The 21,421-nt window shown below is 73.5% G+C and carries 16 protein-coding genes; 12 read left to right on the forward strand and 4 right to left on the reverse strand.

Annotated elements, in window-relative coordinates; genetic code table 11:
• Positions 1-24: 24 nt before the first annotated feature.
• Positions 25-1,020 carry a TAXI family TRAP transporter solute-binding subunit gene (locus tag ACPU2J_RS25165; RefSeq protein ID WP_420079404.1) on the reverse strand — a complete coding sequence of 332 codons (996 nt, stop codon included), beginning with the start codon at positions 1,018-1,020 and terminating at the stop codon, positions 25-27.
• Between the two features lie 177 nt (positions 1,021-1,197).
• On the opposite strand from ACPU2J_RS25165, the gene miaB reads away from it, so the two are divergent.
• Both miaB and ACPU2J_RS25175 read left to right on the forward strand, forming a co-directional pair.
• Entirely contained in the window at positions 1,198-2,721 is a 1,524-nt protein-coding gene (miaB, locus tag ACPU2J_RS25170; RefSeq protein WP_361589464.1) for a tRNA (N6-isopentenyl adenosine(37)-C2)-methylthiotransferase MiaB, read from the forward strand.
• Between the two features lie 110 nt (positions 2,722-2,831).
• The gene (locus tag ACPU2J_RS25175) at positions 2,832-3,554 is read left to right on the forward strand and encodes a hypothetical protein (RefSeq protein WP_423834024.1); all 723 of its coding nucleotides are present in this window, start codon (positions 2,832-2,834) and stop codon (positions 3,552-3,554) included.
• Between the two features lie 114 nt (positions 3,555-3,668).
• On the opposite strand, the gene ACPU2J_RS25180 is transcribed toward ACPU2J_RS25175, so the two are convergent.
• Both ACPU2J_RS25180 and ACPU2J_RS25185 read right to left on the reverse strand, forming a co-directional pair.
• Positions 3,669-3,920, reverse strand: a complete 252-nt coding sequence (locus ACPU2J_RS25180) for an antitoxin (RefSeq protein WP_361589459.1) — start codon at positions 3,918-3,920, stop codon at positions 3,669-3,671.
• Between the two features lie 23 nt (positions 3,921-3,943).
• Positions 3,944-4,165 (reverse strand): gliding motility protein, encoded by a 222-nt coding sequence (locus tag ACPU2J_RS25185; RefSeq protein ID WP_361589456.1) that lies wholly within the window; start codon positions 4,163-4,165, stop codon positions 3,944-3,946.
• A gap of 220 nt (positions 4,166-4,385) precedes the next feature.
• Between ACPU2J_RS25185 and miaA the strand changes: the two genes are divergently transcribed.
• From miaA to hflX, 6 genes are all read left to right on the forward strand, one after another.
• A complete protein-coding gene (gene miaA, locus ACPU2J_RS25190) occupies positions 4,386-5,324 on the forward strand; it encodes a tRNA (adenosine(37)-N6)-dimethylallyltransferase MiaA (RefSeq protein ID WP_423834027.1) in 939 nt (312 codons plus the stop codon).
• A gap of 125 nt (positions 5,325-5,449) precedes the next feature.
• Complete coding sequence (locus ACPU2J_RS25195; protein WP_423834028.1) at positions 5,450-5,968, forward strand: hypothetical protein; 519 nt, start codon at positions 5,450-5,452, stop codon at positions 5,966-5,968.
• 24 nt (positions 5,969-5,992) lie between these two features.
• Positions 5,993-6,868 carry a diaminopimelate epimerase gene (gene dapF / locus ACPU2J_RS25200; RefSeq protein ID WP_365496397.1) on the forward strand — a complete coding sequence of 292 codons (876 nt, stop codon included), beginning with the start codon at positions 5,993-5,995 and terminating at the stop codon, positions 6,866-6,868.
• 140 nt (positions 6,869-7,008) lie between these two features.
• Positions 7,009-9,090 (forward strand): RelA/SpoT family protein, encoded by a 2,082-nt coding sequence (locus tag ACPU2J_RS25205; RefSeq protein ID WP_361589447.1) that lies wholly within the window; start codon positions 7,009-7,011, stop codon positions 9,088-9,090.
• A 179-nt stretch (positions 9,091-9,269) separates the two neighbouring features.
• Positions 9,270-10,844, forward strand: a complete 1,575-nt coding sequence (locus ACPU2J_RS25210) for a M1 family metallopeptidase (protein WP_423834029.1) — start codon at positions 9,270-9,272, stop codon at positions 10,842-10,844.
• 133 nt (positions 10,845-10,977) lie between these two features.
• A complete protein-coding gene (hflX, locus tag ACPU2J_RS25215; RefSeq protein ID WP_423834030.1) occupies positions 10,978-12,483 on the forward strand; it encodes a GTPase HflX in 1,506 nt (501 codons plus the stop codon).
• A gap of 161 nt (positions 12,484-12,644) precedes the next feature.
• Here hflX and ACPU2J_RS25220 read toward each other — a convergent pair whose 3' ends face one another.
• Entirely contained in the window at positions 12,645-13,817 is a 1,173-nt protein-coding gene (locus ACPU2J_RS25220) for a trypsin-like serine peptidase (RefSeq protein ID WP_423834031.1), read from the reverse strand.
• Positions 13,818-14,000: 183 nt separating this feature from the next.
• Here ACPU2J_RS25220 and ACPU2J_RS25225 point away from each other — a divergent pair, with 183 nt between their 5' ends.
• From ACPU2J_RS25225 to ACPU2J_RS25240, 4 genes are all read left to right on the forward strand, one after another.
• Positions 14,001-15,464: a diaminobutyrate--2-oxoglutarate transaminase family protein gene (locus ACPU2J_RS25225; RefSeq protein ID WP_423834032.1), complete on the forward strand. Its 1,464-nt coding sequence runs from the start codon at positions 14,001-14,003 to the stop codon at positions 15,462-15,464.
• A 1,319-nt stretch (positions 15,465-16,783) separates the two neighbouring features.
• Positions 16,784-18,694: an IucA/IucC family protein gene (locus tag ACPU2J_RS25230; protein WP_423834033.1), complete on the forward strand. Its 1,911-nt coding sequence runs from the start codon at positions 16,784-16,786 to the stop codon at positions 18,692-18,694.
• Between the two features lie 32 nt (positions 18,695-18,726).
• Positions 18,727-19,425: a GNAT family N-acetyltransferase gene (locus tag ACPU2J_RS25235; protein ID WP_365077856.1), complete on the forward strand. Its 699-nt coding sequence runs from the start codon at positions 18,727-18,729 to the stop codon at positions 19,423-19,425.
• A gap of 98 nt (positions 19,426-19,523) precedes the next feature.
• Entirely contained in the window at positions 19,524-21,419 is a 1,896-nt protein-coding gene (locus ACPU2J_RS25240) for an IucA/IucC family protein (protein ID WP_423834034.1), read from the forward strand.
• Positions 21,420-21,421: the final 2 nt, after the last annotated feature.

Genomic DNA, 21,421 nt, shown 5'->3' on the forward strand with positions numbered 1-21,421 from the left:
GATCAGGGATCAGGGATCAGGGCCTCAGGGCTTCACGGACCGGTAGTACCGTCCGGCGCCCTCGTGCAGTTCCAGCGGGTCGGTGTAGATCGCCGTCCGCAGGTCCACCAGCTGCGCCGCGTGCACCTCGCCCCCGACCAGGTCGCGGCTGAGGATCACCGTCCGGGTCAGCTGCTCCGTCAGTCCGGCGTCGGTCGCAGCCGTGGTCACCAGCAGGTTCGGCACCGCGACGGTGGTCACCGCGCTGGTGTTGCGGGCCCGCTTGTAGGCGTCCTGCGGCATCACCGCCGTCCGGTAGTACTGCGCCGGGCTGCCGTTCCCCTGGAGCCGCTCGACCAGGTCGCCGAGCTGCACCAGCCGGATGTCGAACCGCTCCGACAGCTCGCGCACCGCGTTCGTCGGCAGGCCGCCCGACCAGAAGAACGCGTCGATCCGCCCGGCCTCCAGCTCGGCCGGCATGGTATCGAGGCCGATGGACACCGGTGTCAGGTCCAGCACCGGGTCGATCCCCGCCGCGGTGAGCAGCCGCTCCGCGACGAGCCGCACGCCCGAGCCGGGCTGGCCTATCGCCACCCGCTTCCCGCGCAGGTCCCTTACCGACTGCACGGGGGACCCGGCGGGCACCACCAGCTGCACGTAGTCGTCGTAGAGCCGCGCGCACCCGCGCAGCAGGTCCGCCCCCGGCTTGTTGTCGAGCCGGTACTTGGCGACCGCGTCGGCCGTGGCGACGGTGAAGTCGGCCTCACCGGTCGCGAGCCGCTTGAGGTTCTCCTGCGAGCCCTCGCTGGTGATGAGCTCGACGTCGACCCCGGGCATGCCCTTGCCGAGCTGCTGCTTCAGCAGCTGCCCGTAACGGTGGTAGACGCCCGTCTGCGCGCCCGTGCTGAACGTCAGCTCGCCGTGCAGCTCGGGCTCGCCGAAGGGTTTCAGCCACCAGGTGAGGACGCCGAGGACGGCGAGCACGGCCACCGACACCCGCAGGGCGTGGCGCCTGCTGATGCGGGGCGGTACGAGGGGCATGCCTGCGATCCTGCCACCCGCACCGCCGTCCTGTCACGGTGCGGCCCTCGCACCGGCCCCGGAACCGCCCGTCGGCGACCCCGCTGACCTGCGGCTCCCGCGGCCGGGGCGCCCGCGATGGGCGGCCGGCTCCCGCACCGGAGCGGAGGGCATCCGTCCACCGCCTACCCTTGATGCATGACCAGCAGCGACCGGAGCCAGGCAGTGGACGTGAAGCGAAGCTACGAGGTGCGCACCTACGGGTGCCAGATGAACGTGCACGACTCGGAGCGGCTCTCCGGTCTGCTGGAGGACGCCGGTTACGTGCGGGCCCCCGAGGGTTCCGACGGCGACGCCGACGTCGTGGTCTTCAACACCTGCGCGGTCCGCGAGAACGCCGACAACAAGCTCTACGGCAACCTCGGCCGCCTGGCCCCGATGAAGACGAAGCGCCCCGGCATGCAGATCGCCGTCGGCGGCTGCCTCGCGCAGAAGGACCGCGACACGATCGTCACGAAGGCCCCCTGGGTCGACGTCGTCTTCGGCACGCACAACATCGGCAAGCTCCCCGTGCTGCTGGAGCGCGCCCGCGTCCAGGAAGAGGCCCAGGTCGAGATCGCCGAGTCGCTGGAGGCCTTCCCCTCCACGCTCCCGACCCGCCGCGAGTCCGCGTACGCCGCCTGGGTCTCGATCTCCGTCGGCTGCAACAACACCTGCACCTTCTGCATCGTCCCCGCGCTGCGCGGCAAGGAGGAGGACCGCCGGCCCGGCGACATCCTCGCCGAGGTGGAGGCCCTGGTCGCCGAGGGCGTCTCGGAGATCACCCTGCTCGGCCAGAACGTGAACGCCTACGGTTCCGACCTCGGCGACCGTGAAGCCTTCAGCAAGCTGCTGCGCGCCTGCGGCCAGATCGAGGGCCTGGAGCGGGTCCGCTTCACCTCCCCGCACCCGCGCGACTTCACGGACGACGTGATCGCGGCGATGGCCGAGACCCCGAACGTGATGCCGCAGCTGCACATGCCGATGCAGTCCGGCTCCGACCCGATCCTGAAGGCGATGCGCCGCTCGTACCGTCAGGAGCGCTTCCTCGGCATCATCGAGAAGGTCCGCGCCGCGATCCCGCACGCCGCGATCTCCACCGACATCATCGTGGGCTTCCCCGGCGAGACGGAGGAGGACTTCCAGCAGACGATGCACGCCGTGCGCGAGGCCCGCTTCGCGAACGCCTTCACCTTCCAGTACTCCAAGCGGCCCGGCACCCCCGCCGCCGACATGGACGGGCAGATCCCCAAGGAGGTCGTGCAGGAGCGGTACATGCGCCTGGTCGCCCTCCAGGAGGAGATCTCCTGGGAGGAGAACAAGAAGCAGGTCGGCCGCACCCTGGAGGTCATGGTCGCGGAGGGCGAGGGCCGCAAGGACGGCGCCACGCACCGCCTGTCCGGCCGCGCCCCCGACAACCGCCTGGTCCACTTCACCAAGCCGGAGCAGGAGGTCCGCCCGGGCGACGTGGTCACCGTCGACATCACCTACGCCGCCCCGCACCACCTGCTCGCCGAGGGCCCGACCCTGACCGTGCGCCGCACCCGGGCCGGCGACGCGTGGGAGAAGCGCAACGCCGCCCCGGCCCAGCCGGCGGGCGTCATGCTCGGCATCCCGACGCTGGGCGTCCCCGCGCCGCTGCCGGCCGTCGCGTCCGGCTGCTCGGTGCCCGTCTCCTCCTGACGCCCGCCCCGGAACGGGACACCCCTGCCCCGCGGCAGGGGTGCCCAGGTCCCGGGTCCCGCCCGTGCCCCGGGGGGTCCCGTTCCACCCGTCCGGCTAGGCTGCGGATCATGCTCGTTGCCGCTGCCGTCTGTCCCGCCCCGCCGCTGCTCGTGCCGGAGGTCGCCGCCGGCGCCGCCGCCGAACTCGGCGACGCCCGCACCGCCTGTTCCGACGCGCTGGCGGTCCTCGCAGCCTCCCGGCCCGACCTGCTCGTCGTGGTCGGGGCCGCCGAGGAGGGCGGCGGATACGACCAGGGCACCCCCGGCAGCTTCGCCGGCTTCGGCGTGGACCTCACCGTCACCCTGGGCCCCGACCCGAGCGAGCCCCCGAGCGGCCACGCCACCGGCACCACCCTCCCGACCTCCCTCGCGGTGGCCGGCTGGCTGCTGGGGCAGGCCCGGTGGGCGGCCGCCCCGGTCGCCGGCGTCGCCGTCGCCGAGCACCTGCCTCCGAGCGGCTGCGGGCTCCTCGGCGCGGACCTGGGCCGCAGCGCCGCACGCGTGGCCATGCTGATCCTCGGCGACGGCAGCGCCTGCCGGACCCTCAAGGCGCCCGGCTACCTGGACGAACGCGCCGCGGACTTCGACGCCGCCGCCGCCCGCGCGCTGGGGACCGCCGACGCGGCCGCGCTCGCCGCGATCGAACCCGGACTCGCTGCCGAGCTGCAGGCGGCCGGACGGGCCCCCTGGCAGGTCCTGGCCGGCGCCGCGGAGGGCGCCGACCTCGCGGGACGGCTGCTGTACGACGACGCGCCGTACGGCGTGGGGTACTTCGTCGCCACCTGGTCGTAGCGGCCGGCGTCCGCCGCTTCGCGGCCCCGCGCACACCGCCCGTACGAGGACACGACGAAGGGGGCGCGGAACGGCCGTGCCGTCCGCGCCCCTTCCCGTGCTTACCGATCCGCGTCAGGGAGCGGCCGGCGGCGGCGTCTGCCCGCTGCCGGGGGTGTCCTTGTGCGCGATCTTGCCCAGGGCGTCCTTCGCCTTGCCGGTGCCGCTCGTGATCCGGTCGCTGTACTTGCCGTGGGTCTTGGAGTCCACGGCCTTCGCGACCTTGTCCAGACCCTCGTGGATCTTGCCCTCGTTCTTCTGCGCGAGGTCGCCGACCTTGTCCTTCGCCGGCCCGAGCTTGGCCTTCAGATTGTCCAGCAGGCCCATGGGTCACCTTCCGTTGGCGGTCGCTACGTGCGGGCGCCCTCGTCGGCCGCGGTGTCCGCTGCCGCCTCGGCCGACTGCTGCTTCGGGATCTCCACGGCTTCCGCCTTCGGAGCCTCCGCGGCAACCTGCTCGGTCTCCGCCGCGGCCTCGTCGGCCGCACCGGACTCCACCGTCACGGCCTCGGTCGCGACCTCCTCGGCAGCGACCTCTTCCCTACGACGAAAAAACCGATCGAAAACGCCCATGTCTCCTCCTACAACGCTACTCGTGCGAGTGAAGTTCCGCCGTGGCCGGACGGGCTCCCCGGGAGCTGCCGCCGGAAGCCGTACGAGGGCGCGTCCCGTCCGAGTGCCGGTGCGCGCCGGGCGTACGACCGGCCGGAACCACGCCAGGGCAACGACCCCGATCCGCCCCCGTCACGTAGCTCGATCGGGTACATGCCGAGGGGTTTGCGAGACTGGGGCGGTGAGCAAAGCAGCCCCCGCCCCGCGCGTCATCGCCGTCGTCGGTCCCACCGCGGCAGGAAAGTCCGACCTGGGCGTCGCCCTGGCCCGCCACTTCGACGGCGAGGTCGTCAACGCCGACTCCATGCAGCTGTACCGGGGGATGGACATCGGCACCGCCAAACTGACGACGGAGGAGCGCGGGGGCGTCCCGCACCACCTCCTCGACATCTGGGACGTCACCGACACCGCCAACGTCGCCGAGTACCAGCGGCTGGCCCGCCTGGAGATCGACAAGCTGCTCGCCGAGGGCCGCACCCCCGTCCTCGTCGGCGGATCCGGCCTCTACGTCCGCGGCGCCCTCGACGTCATGGAGTTCCCCGGCACCGACCCCGGGGTCCGCGCCCGGCTGGAGGCCGAGGTCACCCTGCGCGGCCCCGGAGCGCTGCACGCCCGCCTCGCCGCCGCCGACCCGGCCGCCGCCGAGGCCATCCTGCCCAGCAACGGCCGCCGGATCGTCCGGGCGCTGGAGGTCATCGAGATCACCGGCAGGCCCTTCACCGCCAACCTCCCCGGCCACGAGTCCGTCTACGACACCGTGCAGATCGGCGTCGACGTGGCGCGCCCGGAACTCGACGAGCGGATCACCCTGCGCGTGGACCGCATGTGGGAGGCCGGCCTGGTCGACGAGGTCCGCGCGCTGGAGGCCCGCGGACTGCGCGACGGGATCACCGCCTCCCGGGCCCTCGGCTACCAGCAGGTCCTGGCCGCGCTCGCCGGCGAGTGCACCGAGGACGAGGCGCGGGCCGAGACGGTCCGGGCGACCAAGCGTTTCGCCCGCCGCCAGGACTCCTGGTTCCGCCGGGATCCCCGCGTCCACTGGCTCAGCGGAGCCGCCGCCGACCGGGGAGAACTCCCCGGACTCGCGCAGTCGTTGGTCGAACGAGCGGTTACAGCCTGATCACGTGATGGCATCGGGACGCCCCGGGCGCCCATAGCAGGGTCGAGGGCGTGCCATCATCAAACTCCTACGGGTGCGATCACCCGCAAGCATGGCGGCGTACTGAGTCCGAGTGGGGAGGGCGCGTGGCGATGGAGGCCGGCCCTCGCGACACCGGGCGGGACGACACCCGGCGGGAAGCGGACCCGATGCTTCTCGACGATGCGGTCGGTACCGCGGGCCTCGGGCTGCCCGCCGACCCCGCGCGGCTGAGCCCCGACGGCCCGGACGCCCCCGACTCCGCCGAGGCCGCGGCCGCCGCCGGACCGGAGGTCGAGGTCGAACTGCGCCCGCAGCGCCGCCTGCGCGTGTGGCAGATCGCCCCCATCGTGATGCTCGCGGCCACCGGCTCGCTGATGTTCGCCTTCCCCCTCGCCTTCGAGTTCGGCGACGGCGGCGCCGTGGTCGCCATGCTGGGCTTCCTGATCAGCTGCTGCGCCGGAGGCTGGGGCATGATGGCCGCCCGCCGGGTCGGCTACACCTGGCCCGGGCTCCCGGCCCGGGGCAGCGGCCGCCGCCCGGACTGGCGCATGGCCGCGCTGTACGCCGTGATCGCGCTGGCCGTCGTCGCCCTGGCCGTGTACCGGGTCGCCCGGCTGCGCTGAGCTGGGGCTCGGTACCATGGGCGGGTGACGCAGACCACCCTCTCCTTCCTCAAGGGCCACGGCACCGAGAACGACTTCGTGATCGTCCCGGACCCGGACAACGCCGTCGAGCTGCCTGCGTCCGCCGTCGCGAAGCTCTGCGACCGGCGCGCCGGGATCGGCGGCGACGGCGTCCTGCACGTCGTCCGGACCGCCGCGCACCCCGAGGTGGCCCACCTGGCCGACGAGGCGGAGTGGTTCATGGACTACCGCAACAGCGACGGCTCCGTCGCCGAGATGTGCGGCAACGGCGTCCGCGTCTTCGCCCGCTACCTCCAGTACGCCGGCCACGCCGAGGCGGGCGACCTCGCCGTCGCCACCCGCGGCGGCGTCAAGCACGTCCACCTGGACAAGGCCGGCGACGTCACCGTCTCCATGGGCCGGGCCGCGTTCCCCGAGGGCCAGGTGACCGTCAGCGTCGGCGAGCGCAGCTGGCCCGCCCGCAACGTGAACATGGGCAACCCGCACGCCGTCGCCTTCGTCGACAGCCTCGACGACGCCGGCACTCTCCACACCGCACCGCCGTTCAGCCCCGCGTCCGCCTACCCGACGGGCGTCAACGTCGAGTTCGTCGTCGACCGCGGCCCCCGGCACGTCGCCATGCGCGTCCACGAGCGAGGCTCCGGCGAGACCCGCTCCTGCGGCACCGGCGCCTGCGCCGTCGCCGTGGCCGCCATCCGCCGTGACGGCGCCGATCCCGCCGTCACCGGCGAGCCGGCCACGTACACCGTCGACCTGCCCGGCGGCACCCTCGTCATCACCGAACACCCCGACGGGCAGATCGACATGACCGGGCCCGCGGTCATCGTCGCCTCCGGGGAGTTCGACGCGGCCTGGCTGACCGACACGGCCTTCTGCTGAAGCTTCCCTCTAATGGGTGATCCGTTTCACGCTGAGCGAGAGGTGGACTGCGCCACGTGGTGGGGTCGGTAACATCAGGCACCGGCCCTGAGGGCTCACCCCATGCCCGCCACCGCCGGTCGAAGCCGCCGGAGGTGCCCATGAGTGCAGAGGCCACGAACCCCGAAGCACACCCCGAAGCGCGCCCTGAGCTCCGCAGACGGGGCCGGAGCAGGATCGATCTGCGCCGGCTCGGACGCGCTGCGCTGCTCGGGCCGACGGCCCGGGACCGCCTCCCGGACGCGATCGGACACGTCGCCGAGGCGCACCGTGCCCACCATCCGGACGCCGATCTGTCCCTTCTGCGGCGCGCGTACCTCCTCGCGGAGAGCTCCCACCGCGGCCAGATGCGCAAAAGCGGTGAGCCGTACATCACACACCCGCTCGCCGTCACCCTGATCCTCGCCGAACTCGGTGCCGAGACCACCACGTTGACGGCCTCCCTCCTCCACGACACCGTGGAGGACACCGATGTGACCCTCGATCAGGTGCGGGCGGAGTTCGGCGACGAGGTCTGCTTCATCGTCGACGGTGTCACCAAGGTGGAGAAGATCGACTACGGCGCCGCCGCCGAGCCGGAGACCTTCCGCAAGATGCTCGTCGCCACCGGCAACGACGTCCGCGTCATGTCCATCAAACTCGCCGACCGGCTCCACAACATGCGCACCCTGGGCGTGATGCGGCCCGAAAAACAGGCCCGCATCGCCAAGGTCACCCGCGACGTCCTCATCCCGCTCGCCGAACGGCTCGGCGTACAGGCCCTCAAGACCGAGCTGGAAGACCTCGTCTTCGCGATCCTCCACCCCGAGGAGTACGAGAGCACGCGCGCCCTCATCGCCGCCCACGCGGGCGAACGCGACCCGCTGCCCGGCATCGCCGACTCGGTCCGCACCGTCCTGCGCGAGGCGGGCATCAGCGCCGAAGTGCAGGTCCGCCCGCGGCACTTCGTCTCCGTCCACCGCATCGCCCGCTCCCGCGGCGAGCTGCGCGGCTCCGACTTCGGCCGCATCCTCGTCCTCGTCGGCGAGAACGCCGACTGCTACGCGGTCCTGGGGGAGCTGCACACCTGCTTCACGCCGGTCGTCTCGGAGTTCAAGGACTTCATCGCCACCCCCAAGTTCAACCTCTACCAGTCGCTGCACACCGCCGTGGCCGTCCCCGAGGGGTACGTGGCCGAGGTCATCGTCCGCACCCGGCAGATGCACCGCGTCGCCGAAGCCGGTGTGGTGGCCCTCGGGAACCCCTACGCCACCGCGACGCCCGACGCCGGCGCCGACCCCGACGAGGAGCGCGTCGACCCGACGCGGCCCGGCTGGCTGTCCCGGCTCCTCGACTGGCAGCAGTCCGCCCCCGACCCCGACACCTTCTGGAGCGTCCTCCGCGAGGAGCTCGCCCAGGACCGGGAGATCACGGTGTTCCGCGCCGACGGCGGCACCCTGGGCCTGCCCGCGGGGGCCAGCTGCATCGACGCCGCCTACGCCCAGCACGGAGCGGCCGCCCACGGCTGTATCGGCGCCCGGGTCAACGGGCGCCTCGCCTCCCTCTCCTCCCCGCTGTCCGACGGGGACACCGTGCAGCTGCTGCTCGCCCAGGACGCCTCCTCGGGGCCGGCCGCCGAATGGCTCGACCACGCCCGCACCCCGGCCGCCCGCATCGCCATCAGCAGCTGGCTCGAAGCCCACCCCGACCGTGCGATGGCCACCACCACGGCCGCACGGGCCCCCCTGTCCGTCGTCGGGGCCCGCGGCGGCGGCGCCAACGCCGTCACCGACCTGCCCGACGCCACCGTACGGCTGGCGGGCTGCTGCACCCCCGTACCGCCCGACGCCGTCGCCGGATTCCTGGTCCGCGGCGGGGCCGTCACCGTCCACCGTGTCCAGTGCGCCGCCGTGGCGCAGATGCGCGCCGTGGGCCGCACCTCCGTCGCCGTGCACTGGCGCGCCACCGCGGACTGCCGGGTCACCCTCCGCGCTGAATCGTTCGGCCGCCCCCATCTGCTCGCCGACCTCACCGAGGCCATCGCCCGCCAGGGGGTCGAGGTGGTCTCCGCGACCGTGGACCCGCCGGTCGAGCAACGCGTCCGGCACACCTACACGCTCCAGCTGCCCGACGCGGCCGTGCTGCCCGCGCTGATGCGGGCGATGCGGGACGTGCCGGGCGTGTACGACGTCGGCCGGGCCTGAACCACGGGGGTCGCCACACCGGTCCCGGGCCGTCGGCCCGACCTCGGCGGGCGCCCCGGGCCCGGCGCGGGTGCGGGGGCGCGGGGCGTAGGCCGGGCCGCCGCCGGAAGGCCCCGTTCGGGTGGACCCGTTCGCGCGTCGTGCACGGCCGCGCGGCGCGCGCTGGTAAGCGGTGGTGGATGCAGCTCTCCTCCCCGCGCCTGCGCGCCGCCCTGCTCGCGGCGGCCTCCCTCACCCTCGTCGCCGCAGTCCTGCCCCCGCCGACCCCGCTGGGCATCGGCGACCGTCTCTTCCCGGAGCTCGGGAACCCCGGCTACAACGTGCTCGCGTACGACCTGTCCTTCACGTACAAGGACAACAAGAGCCCGCTCGACGCGGTCACCGTCATCGACGCCCGCGCCCTGGAGCCGCTGGAGCGGATCAACCTGGACTTCGCCCACGGGAAGGTGGCCTCCGTCGAGGTCAACGGGGAGCCGGCCCGGTACGAGAGCGTGGGCGAGGACCTCGTGCTGACCCCCGCGCGCCCGGTGGCCGACGGGGGAGCGCTGCGCATCACCGTCCGGCACACCAGCGACCCGCGCGGCCGTGGCGACGGCGGCTGGGTGCCCACCGAGGACGGCCTGGCCATGGCCAACCAGGCGGACGCCGCCCACCGCGTCTTCCCCTGCAACGACCACCCGGCCGACAAGGCCCTCTTCACCTTCCGCATCACCGCCCCGGACGGGCTCACCGCCGTGGCCAACGGGGTGCCCGTCGCGCCCGCCCGGCGCCTCGGCCCCGCGAAGACCTGGACGTACCGGACCGTGCACCCCATGGCCACCGAGCTGGCCCAGGTGTCGGTCGGCCGCTCCGCCGTCGTCCACCGCACCGGACCGCACGGGCTCCCGCTGCGCGACGTGGTCCCGGCGGCCGACCGCGAGCGGCTGGAGCCCTGGCTGCGCAAGACCCCGGGACACGTGCGGTGGATGGAGGAGCGCGTCGGCCGCTACCCCTTCGAGAACTACGGCGTGCTGATCGCGCGGGCCACGACGGGCTTCGAGCTGGAGACGCAGACCCTGTCGCTCTTCGAGCACACCCTGTTCTCGGGCGAGGGCTACCCCGAGTGGTACGTGGAGGCCGTCATGGTCCACGAGCTCGCCCACCAGTGGTTCGGCGACAGCGTCAGCCCGCGGACCTGGTCCGACCTCTGGCTCAACGAGGGACACGCCACCTGGTACGAGGCCCTGTACGCGGACGGGCTCGGCAAGTACTCCCTGGAGCGGCGCATGCGCGAGGCGTACCAGCGCTCCGACCAGTGGCGGGCCGCCGGAGGCCCCCCGGCCGCCCCGAAGGCCGCGGCGCCCGGAGAGAAGATCGGGCTGTTCCGGCCGGTGGTCTACAACGGGGCGGCGCTGATCCTCTACGCGCTCCGCCAGGAGATCGGCACCGCCGCCTTCGACCGGATCGAGCGGCGCTGGGTCGCCGAACACCGGGACGGGGTCGCCGGTACCGACGACTTCGTCCGCCTGGCCTCGCAGGAGGCAGGCCGCGACCTCACGGCCTTCCTGCAGCCCTGGCTGTACGGGGCGAAGACCCCGCCGATGCCCGGACACCCGGAGTGGAGCACCCCGGCAGCCTCGGGCCGGGCGGCCCCCGGCGCGGGCGGACACGCAACGGGCGCGGGCGGACACGCACCGGGCGCGGGCGGACAGGGTGACACCGGCCCGGCGGGAACCGGCCACGGAGAGGCCGCCCCGGCAGGGAAAAGGGTGTGACCCGCGAGGAACGGGCATGTCACCATCGACGGGGCCGTGCGGGGAATCCCCGGGCGGTGTGACACGTTGGACGTGACAGCTGACGTGTCCCCGTCGGCCCTGACACTGCTATTCGAATCGACGTAAGGATCCAATGACCTCCTCTTCTTCCCCTTCCCAGGACGCGCGGGACGCACGGGACGTGCGTGATCCGCAGAGCTTCACCGAGAGCCTTCGGGCCGATGCCCTGATGGAAGAGGACGTCGCCTGGAGCCACGAGATCGACGGAGACCGGGACGGCGACCAGTTCGACCGCTCCGAGCGCGCGGCCCTGCGCCGCGTGGCCGGCCTCTCCACCGAGCTCGAAGACGTCACCGAGGTCGAGTACCGACAGCTCCGCCTGGAGCGCGTCGTGCTCGTCGGTGTCTGGACCTCCGGCACGGCGCAGGACGCCGACAACTCCCTCGCGGAGCTCGCCGCCCTCGCCGAGACGGCGGGCGCCCTCGTACTGGACGGCGTGATCCAGCGCCGCGACAAGCCGGACCCGGCCACCTTCATCGGTTCCGGCAAGGCACGCGAGCTGCGCGACATCGTCATGGAGAGCGGCGCCGACACCGTCGTCTGCGACGGTGAGCTCAGCCCCGGCCAGCTGATCGCCCTCGAAGACGTCGTCAAGGTCAAGGTCGTCGACCGGACCGCCCTGATCCTCGACATCTTCGCCCAGCACGCCAAGTCCCGAGAGGGCAAGGCGCAGGTCGCGCTCGCGCAGATGCAGTACATGCTGCCGCGCCTGCGAGGCTGGGGTCAGTCGCTGTCCCGTCAGATGGGCGGCGGCGGGGGTGGCGGCATGGCCACCCGAGGTCCCGGTGAGACCAAGATCGAGACCGACCGGCGACGGATCCGCGAGAAGATGGCGAAGATGCGCCGGGAGATCGCCGAGATGAAGACCGGCCGCGACATCAAGCGGCAGGAACGCCGCCGCAACAAGGTGCCCTCGGTCGCCATCGCCGGCTACACCAACGCGGGCAAGTCCTCGCTGCTCAACCGCCTCACGGGCGCGGGCGTCCTGGTGGAGAACGCCCTGTTCGCCACCCTCGACCCGACCGTGCGCCGGGCCGAGACGCCGAGCGGCCGGGTCTACACCCTGGCCGACACCGTCGGCTTCGTCCGGCACCTGCCCCACCACCTGGTCGAGGCCTTCCGCTCCACGATGGAGGAGGTCGGCGACTCCGACCTCATCCTGCACATCGTGGACGGCTCGCACCCGGCCCCGGAGGAGCAGCTGGCGGCCGTGCGCGAGGTGATCCGCGAGGTCGGCGCGGTGAACGTGCCCGAGATCGTCGTGATCAACAAGGCCGACGCCGCCGACCCGCTCGTCCTGCAGCGGCTGCTGCGGATCGAGCGGCACTCCATCGCCGTCTCCGCACGGACGGGCATGGGCATCGAGGAACTCCTCGCGCTCATCGACGCCGAGCTGCCGCGGCCCGAGGTCGAGGTGGAGGCCATGGTGCCGTACACCCGCGGCTCGCTGGTCGCCAAGGCACACGCCGAGGGCGAGGTGATCTCCGAGGAGCACACCCCGGAGGGCACCCTGCTCAAGGCCCGGGTACACCAGGAGCTCGCGGCGGACCTGGCGCCGTACGCGCTGGCGAAGCAGTGAGCACCGAGGGCCGAGCGGGTACGTCTCCCGCCTGACCCGCTTGACGACGACGGAGGGCCCCCTGCGCTGCAGGGGGCCCTCCGTCGTCGCATGGTGCCGGGTGGCCCGACGCCCGGGTGGCTCAGGTGCTCAGCCGCGCGGGCGCCGGGGCGGCCCGGGCTCTACTTGAACTTGCCGCTGACCGCGTCGAAGACGCCCTTCGCCTCCGGGCCGAGCCGCGGCCCGGCCAGCCAGCCGGCCTTGGCGGGACCGATCGAGGTGTTCGAGACCAGCGCCGGCTTGCCGTCGGCGCCTGCCGCGACCCAGCCGCCGCCGGAGGACCCACCGGTCATGGTGCAGCCGATGCGGTACATCACCGGGTCGTTCGCCTTCAGCGTCAGCCGGCCCGGCTTGTCCGTGCACTGGAAGGCCTTCTGGCCGTCGAACGGGGCCGCCGCCGGATAGCCGGTCGCCGTGATGCTCGCGACCTTCGGCACGGCCGGCGCCGCGAACTCCACCGGGAGGGCCGAACCGACCGTCTCCTCCAGGGACTTGCCGCTGCCCTTCTCCGGCGTCACGTGCAGCACGGCGAAGTCGTACGGGGCACCCGCACCGCCCGTCGGACCACCCGACGCGATCCACTGGTCGGAGGTCTGCGCCCAGTCGCTCCACCACACCCCGTACGGGGCCACCTGCTCGCGCGGCGCGCCCTTGAGCTGGGCCGCGGGCTTGCCCGCGTTGTTGTAGGAGGGGACGAAGGCGATGTTGCGGTACCAGCCGCCCGCCTTGCCCGCGTGCACGCAGTGGCCGGCCGTCCAGACCATGTTCGACTTGCCGGGGTGAGCGGGGTCCTTCACCACGGTCGCCGAGCAGACCATCGAGCCCTCGGGGCCGTCGAAGAAGACCTTGCCCGACTCGGGGACGCTCCTGTGGTAGGGCGCGTTCGCCGGCTTCGCCGCCACCGACGCGGGGGTCGGGTCCGTGACGCCCTGGTCCTTGCCCGCGTCGGGGTCGACGGCCGGACGCTGGGGCTGCTCGGCGTCACGCATGCGGTCCGGGTCCCACAGGCCCTCGATGATCGGGTTGATGTAGTCGCCCGCCTCGCGGAGCCAGTCCTCCTTCTTCCAGTTCTTCCACTCACCTCCCCGCCACTTCTCCAGGTCTATGCCGCGTTCCTTAAGCTTGTCCTTGAGGTGCTCGGGGATCTTGATCCCGTCCGTGCCCGGAAGGCTGCTCGCCGCGACGGTCGGCTTGGCGTCGCCGCCGGCCTCCCCGTCGCCGGGGCCGCAGGCAGCCGCGGTCAGCGCGAGGGCGGCCGCGCACAGCATGGCGGTGACCGGTCGGTTCGGTCGCATGTCGTTCGTCCCCCTGGTGGATCGAGGCGTGGAGTGCAGCCCCCCACTATGCCGCTGCCGCCGAGGACGACACAGCCCGGGTCTGCGGTTCCTGCCGGCGCCCCGCCGGGCAAGGATCTTGGCCCCACCCGTGATCCCCCGGCGTCACCGTCGTTGGTACGTACGGGGGATGGGGGAGCGTCCATGTTCGAAGAGCAATCCGGAAGAGCAGCCGGAACAGCAGTCAGTGCGGGAGGAGCGACATTCGTGGCTTTCACGGAGCCGGCAACGGATCCCGCCGCGGCGGAGACCACGGCGGCCGGGGCCGCGACACCGGCCCCGCCCCACGTACCGTCGCAGGGCGCCCGTCCGGCAGGCTCCGGCGACGCCATCCTGCGCCGGCAGGCCCAACGCGAGTCCGCCGCCCGTACGTACGCGCGTTCGCTGCCCATCGTCCCGGTGCGGGCCCGCGGCCTGACCATCGAGGGCGCCGACGGGCGCCGCTACCTGGACTGCCTCTCCGGCGCCGGCACCCTCGCCCTCGGGCACAACCACCCCGTGGTGCTCGAAGCCGTCCGCGGAGTCCTGGACTCGGGGGCCCCGCTGCACGTGCTGGACCTCGCCACCCCGGTCAAGGACGCCTTCACCACCGAGCTGTTCGCCAACCTGCCTGCGGAGCTGGCCGCCGACGCGCGCGTCCAGTTCTGCGGGCCGGCCGGAACGGACGCCGTGGAGGCCGCGCTCAAACTGGTGCGCACCGCCACGGGACGCTCCGCGCTCATCGCCTTCACCGGCGCCTACCACGGCATGACCGCAGGCGCGTTGGAAGCCTCCGGAGGCGCCCCCGCGGCAGGGGTGATCCGGCTGCCGTACCCCCAGGACTTCCGCTGCCCGTTCGGCGTCGGAGGCCCCGAGGGAGCAGAACTGGGCGCGCGCTGGACGGAGAACCTCCTCGACGATCCCAAGAGGGGAGCCCCCGCCCCCGCCGGCATGATCGTCGAACCGGTCCAGGGCGAGGGCGGGGTGCTCCCCGCCCCGGACGCATGGCTGCGCCGCATGCGCGAGATCACCGCCGCACGGGGGATCCCGCTGATCGCCGACGAGGTCCAGACGGGCGTGGGGCGGACCGGCGCGTTCTGGGGCGTCGACCACGCCGGGGTGGTGCCCGACGTGATGGTGCTGTCCAAGGCCATCGGCGGCAGCCTGCCCCTCGCGGTGATCGTCCACCGGTCCGGCCTGGACGTCTGGGCCCCCGGCGCGCACGCCGGCACCTTCCGCGGCAACCAGCTCGCCATGGCCGCCGGCACCGCCACCCTCGCCTTCGTACGCGAGAACCGCCTCGCCGAACGCGCCGCCGCCCTCGGCGCCCGCATGCTGACGGCCCTGCGCGGCCTCGCCGCCGACCACCCCTGCATCGGGGACGTCCGCGGCCGCGGCCTGATGATCGGCGTCGAACTCGTCGATCCCGACACCGGGGCCGCCGCACCCGCCCTCGCCGCCGCCGTCCGCCGGGAATGCCTGGACCGCGGCCTGATCGTCGAACTCGGTGGCCGCCACGGCACCGTGGTCCGCCTGCTCCCTCCGCTCACCCTGACCGACGAGCAGGCCGCGGCGGTCCTCGACCGCCTGGCCGACGCCATCCCGGCCGCCGCCCGCCGCACCCGCTGACCGCACCCCGAGGACCCGCGATGCCAGAGCCGCACCAGGCCACTCCCACCCCGCCCTCCCGCCACGCCCGCCCCCACCCCCAGCCAGTCACCCCCACTCCTGCGGCCGTCCGACCCACAGGCCACCCCGAACGTCCGCCCTCCACCACTGCGCAGCCCCCGGGCCCCGCCGACCCCCTCCCTCCTGAGGCCGGGCAGCCCCAGAACCACCCCGAACCGCCCTCCTCTGCCACCGCGCAGGCCCCGGGCCACCCTGCACCGGTCCCTTTCGCGGTCGGGCAGACCCCGGGCCCCTCCGAGCCGCCGCGCTCCGCTGCCGCCCAGCTCCCGGGCGGCCCTGCACCGCTCGCCTCTCCGGCCGGGCAGACCCAGGGCGACGCCGAGCGGCCCGCGTCCGTCGCAGCGCAGGCGCCGAGCCACACTGAAGCGCCCGACTCCGGCGCCGCCCAGCTCCCGAGCGCCGAGCTGTCCAGCTCTGCCGCACCACTCACCTCCGCTGCGGCGCAAACCCCGGGCCAGGCCGGACGGCTGTCCGAGACGGCGACCGAGCGCGCGAGCGACCGAGGACTGCCGGTCCCCGACGCGGCCCAGGGGCCGGACTGCCCCCAGCCACTCCCCGGCACCGGGCCGATCGCCTCGGGGCGGGCCCACGCTGCCCAAGCGCGGGGAGCCGCCAACCCGGCCGCGGATGAGGGCGATCACCCGCTGACCTCAGCCGACAGCACATGGCCAGCCGCCGAGCCCGCGCAGAGCGCCTCCGTGTCCGGACGCCCCGCCTCCGACTCCACCGGCCCGGCGTCCGCGCTCCGCGCGCGGAACGGAGCAGCCCAGCTGCCGGCTCCAGCCGATCCGGCACTCGGAGCCGTGGCTTCGGATCCGAGCGCGGCCGACCCCGCCGCAGCGCACGGCGAGCCGGTACCGGCTGCCGCCGAGCCCGTGCCGGCTCCCGCCCGGCCCCGGCCCCGAGCCGGCCTGCCGCCGACTCGGGCGGCGGAGACTCCCGGACCCGGGACCGGTGGGAGGCCTGCCCCTCAGCGGACCGATGGCGGCCGGTCCGGGGCCGGTCCGACAGCGCCCGTGGCAGGCGCCGCCGTCCCGCCCCCGCCCGCGTCGTCGTGGTCGTCGCCCCTGGGGAACGGGTCCGACCCGGCCGTAGTCGCACCCGCACCCGCAGACCCGGCGTGGGGTCTGCCCCCCGGCATTCCCCACCGCAGCGCCGCCGCCCAGGAGCCCGAGCAGGCTGCCGACTCCGCGGACTCCGGTGATCCCGCCGAGCGGACGGCAGGTCCCGCGGCCGGGACCGGTACCCGTCCCAGCCCCTTGGCCCCCGAACACCCGGCGCCCGCCCCGGCCGGTGCCCCCGGGGCACCGCCCACGGCATCCGCCGACGCGGACACCGGCGCCACCGCCACGGTGCCCCGGCAGAAGGACGGCACGCCCCGGGCCCGGACCGGCTGGCCAGGCCGGGTCCGCCTCGCGCCCACCGCATGGCCCGACCCGCTGGACCACGGCGACCCGGCCGTCGCCGCCGAGTCGGCCGCGGTCGAGAACCTCCTGCGTTGCTGGGTCCGCGAAACCGGACTCACCCGGCCCGACGGATCCACCGGAACCCCCCTTCGCATCCCCCTCCCCGCATCAGGCACCGCCCTCACCGTGGCCGTCCGCCACTGGTCCCACACCGGCTGGCACCGCTTCGGACCCGCCCGCCTCGCAGGCGCCCCCACCACCGCGCCCCCGCTGGACGCCGTCACCCTCGCCGCGCTGATCGCCCGGGAGGGCGCCGACGGTGGCGGGCGCGCCCACACCGATCTCGTCGTCAGGGTCGCCGACTCGGTCCGCCGCACCACCGAGTTCATCGCCGACCGGCGAGAACGCCCCACCGCCCCGGCCCCCATCGGCGGTGACCGCTTCCTCTCGGCCGAACAATCCCTCCTCCTCGGTCACCCCCTCCAGCCCGACCCGAAGAGCCGCGAAGGACTCACCGAGGCCGAAGCACTCCGCTACTCACCCGAACTCCACGGCTCCTTCCCCCTGCACTGGTTCGCGGTCGCACCCTCCGCTCTCGCCACCGAATCCGCCTGGACCGAACGTGGCCGACCCGTCTCCGCCCCACAGCTCCTCGGCCGCATCGCCCCCGGACTCCCGCTGCCGAGCGGTACCACCCCCCTTCCCCTGCACCCGTGGCAGGCTCGCGACCTCCTCCACCGCCCCGAGGTCAGCGCCCTGCGCGACGCGGGACTACTCCACGACCTCGGTCCGTACGGCGAGGCCTGGTACCCGACCTCCTCCGTACGCACCGTCCACCGGCCCGGCGCCCCCGCCATGCTCAAGCTCTCCCTCGGGCTGCGGATCACCAACTCCCGCCGTGAGAACCTCCGCAAGGAACTCCACCGCGGCGTCGAGGTGCACCGGCTGCTCCGCACCGGCCTCGCCGAGGAGTGGCAGGCGGCCCACCCCCGCTTCGACATCGTTCGCGACCCCGCCTGGGTCGCCGTCGACGCCCCGGACGGCACCCCCGTCCCCGGCCTCGACGCGCTCCTGCGCCACAACCCCTTCCGCTCCGGCGACGACGCCGTCTGCATCGCCGCGCTCACCGCCCCCCGCCCATGGCCCGGCCGCAGCACCATGAGCTCCCGCCTCGCCGAGATCATCGTCGGCCTCGCCGACGCCACCGGACACTCGACGTCCGCCGTCGCCGCCGAGTGGTTCCTGCGCTACCTCGACCACGTGGTCCTGCCGGTCCTGGCCTTCGACTCACTCGCCGGCATCGCCCTCGAAGCGCACCAGCAGAACACGCTGGTCCTCCTCGACCCGGCCGGCTGGCCGGTCGGCGGCCGCTACCGCGACAACCAGGGCTACTACTTCCGCGAGTCCCGCCGCACGGAACTCGAGCACCGCCTTCCCGGCATCGGCAGTCGCAGCGACACCTTCGTCTCCGACGCCGTCACCGACGAGCGCTTCGCCTACTACCTCGGCATCAACAACGTCCTCGGGCTCGTCGGCGCCTTCGGATCACAGCGCCTCGCCGACGAACGCGTCCTCCTCGCCGCCTTCCGCCGTTTCCTCGCCAAGGCCGCCGGGCTCGGACCGCTCCCCACCCGACTGCTCGACTCGCCCACCCTGCGCTGCAAGGCGAACCTCCTCACCCGCCTGGGCGGCCTCGACGAACTCGTCGGCCCCGTCGACACCCAGTCCGTCTACGTCACCATCACCAACCCCCTTCACGACTGACGCGTCGGCGCCCGACGCGGGGAAGAACCCCGATGCGCTTCATGGACACCGCCACCTACGCCGCAGGCTCCGACCTCGACACCCTGGACTCACTCGACGCCCCGCGCAGCACCGCCGAACAGCACCTCAACGCGGACCTGTTGCCGCTCCTGGCCGAGGCGGACCTGCTGGACTCGCCCGCCACCTGGGGCAGCGTGCCCACACCCGCCGGCCCCTTCCGCCTCGAACCCGTACGACCGGGCCGTGACCTCGGGCTCCTCACCGGCTGGATGAACGACCCCGACGTGGCCGCCTACTGGGAACTGGCCGGCCCCGCGACGGTCACCGCCGACCACCTGCGGTCACAACTCGACGGAGACAGCAGCAGCATCCCCTGCCTCGGCATCCTCGACGGCACACCGATGAGCTACTGGGAGATCTACCGGGCCGACCTCGACCCGCTCTCCCGCCACTACCCGGCGCGCCCCCACGACACCGGTATCCACCTGCTGATCGGAGACGGGACGAACCGCGGCCGCGGGCTGGGCACGGCACTCCTGCGCGCCGTCACCGACCTGGTCCTCGGCAACCGACCCCGCTGTACACGCGTCATCGCCGAACCGGACATCCGCAACACCCCCTCCGTATCGGCCTTCCTGAACTCCGGCTTCCGCTGGCACGCGGAAATCGACCTTCCCGAGAAGCGCGCCGCTCTGATGATCCGGGAGCGGGCGCTGCGCAACCTCCTCTGAGGGCCGCCCCGCGAAGCTCCGAACCAGGTGCCGCTCCGCACCTCTCCCTCCTGAAACTCTGCGTCGCGCAGCAAAGTTCCCGGGCTTGGAGGATTCCCGTGACGAACTTCCCCGTGCCTCACGACCCGAAAGAACCCATCCTGCCGACGTCGCCCCAGCACCCCGGCACCCCACCCGAATACACCCCCGCGACCTGGGACTCCGTCTGCCGCAGGCTGCTCGCCAAGATGCTCGCCGAGTTCGCCTACGAGGAGATCGTCACCCCTGTACCGGCCCCCGCATTCGCCGGCGACGCCTGGACCCTCACCCTGGACGACGGCAGCAGCCTCGGCTTCCGGGCCCGCCGCCGTGCCTACGGCAGCTGGCACGTCGTGCCGGAGTCCATCACCCTCACCCCGCCGACGACGCCCCGGCCCACCCCGTATCCCCCCGCCCCATCCACCACGCCCACCCCCGCCGCCGCGTCGTTCGGAGACCCGTACGCCTTCCTCGTCCGCGCGCGCCGACTGCTCCGCCTCGACGGCGCCACCCTCGGCCACCTCGTCCGCGAGCTCAGCTCCACCCTCGCCGCCGATGCCCGTATCGACCACACAGCCCTGACCGCCGACATCCTCGCCGACCTCGACTACGCGGCTCTCGAAGGTCACCAGAGCGGCCACCCCTGGCTCGTCCTCAACAAGGGCCGCATCGGATTCTCCGCCTCCGACGCCGCGACCTGGGCCCCCGAGGCACGCAACCGGCAGCGGCTTCCGTGGCTCGCCGCCCACACCTCACTCGCGGCCTACCGCGGCACCGCCGGGCTGGAGGAGCCCGCACGCCTGTACTCCGCCGAGCTCGACCCCGTCACCCGGGCCGCCTACGACCGGACCCTGCGCGAGCGCGGACTCGACCCGCTGCGCTACCTCTACTTCCCGGTCCACCCCTGGCAGTGGGACGAGGTCGTGGTGCCGCTCTTCGCGCCCGCACTCGCCTCCGGCGACCTGGTGCCGCTCCCCGCCGACCCGGACGAACGCCTGCCCCAGCAGTCGATCCGCACGTTCCTCAACGTCAGCCGTCCCGACCGGCACAGCGTCAAGCTGCCCCTCTCCGTCTTCAACACGATGGTCTGGCGCGGGCTGCCCTCCGACCTCGCCCTCGCCGCGCCCGCCGTCACGGCCTGGATCCACTCCCTCCGCGACGCCGACCCCTTCCTCAGAGACGAATGCCGGGTGATCCTCCTCGGCGAGGTCGCCTCCGTCACCGTCCGCCATCCCGTGTACGACCGGCTCCCCGAGGTCCCCTACCAGTACAAGGAACTCCTCGGCGCGATCTGGCGGCAGCCCCTCACCGGCCTCCTCGACCCGGGGGAGCGGGCCCGGACGCTCGCCTCACTCCTCCACACCGACCCGCGCGGCCGCTCCTTCACCGCCGAACTCGTGGCCCGCTCCGGACTGGCTCCGGCGGTGTGGCTGCAGCACCTCTTCGCCGCCGTCCTGCCGCCCCTGCTCCACTTCCTCTACCGTTACGGCACCGTCTTCTCCCCGCACGGGGAGAACGCCGTCGTGATCTTCGACGAGCGGGACGTCCCGGTCCGCCTCGCGATCAAGGACTTCGTGGACGACGTCAACATCAGCGACGAACCGCTCCCCGAGCTGGACTCCCTGCCCGACGAGGTCCGCGCCGTCCTGCTCACCGAGCCGGCGGACTTCCTGCCGCAGTTCATCCACTCCGGTCTCTTCGTCGGGGTCTTCCGCTACCTCTCGGCGCTGTGCGAGGACCGCCTCGGCGTACCGGAGGACGACTTCTGGTCCCTCGTGCGGGCGGAGATCCTGCGACATCAGGCCCGCTTCCCCGAGCTCAAGGAGCGCTACGCGCTCTTCGACCTGCTCGGGGAACGCATCGGACGGCTCTGCCTGAACAGGAACCGGCTCTACGAGGACGGCTACCGCGACCGCCCGGACCGCCCCCACGCCGTCCAGCACGGCACCGTGCCCAATCCTCTGCACCGGCCGTGAAT

The organism is Streptomyces manipurensis (genome assembly GCF_049570255.1).
GTDB classification, from domain to species: domain Bacteria; phylum Actinomycetota; class Actinomycetes; order Streptomycetales; family Streptomycetaceae; genus Streptomyces; species Streptomyces manipurensis.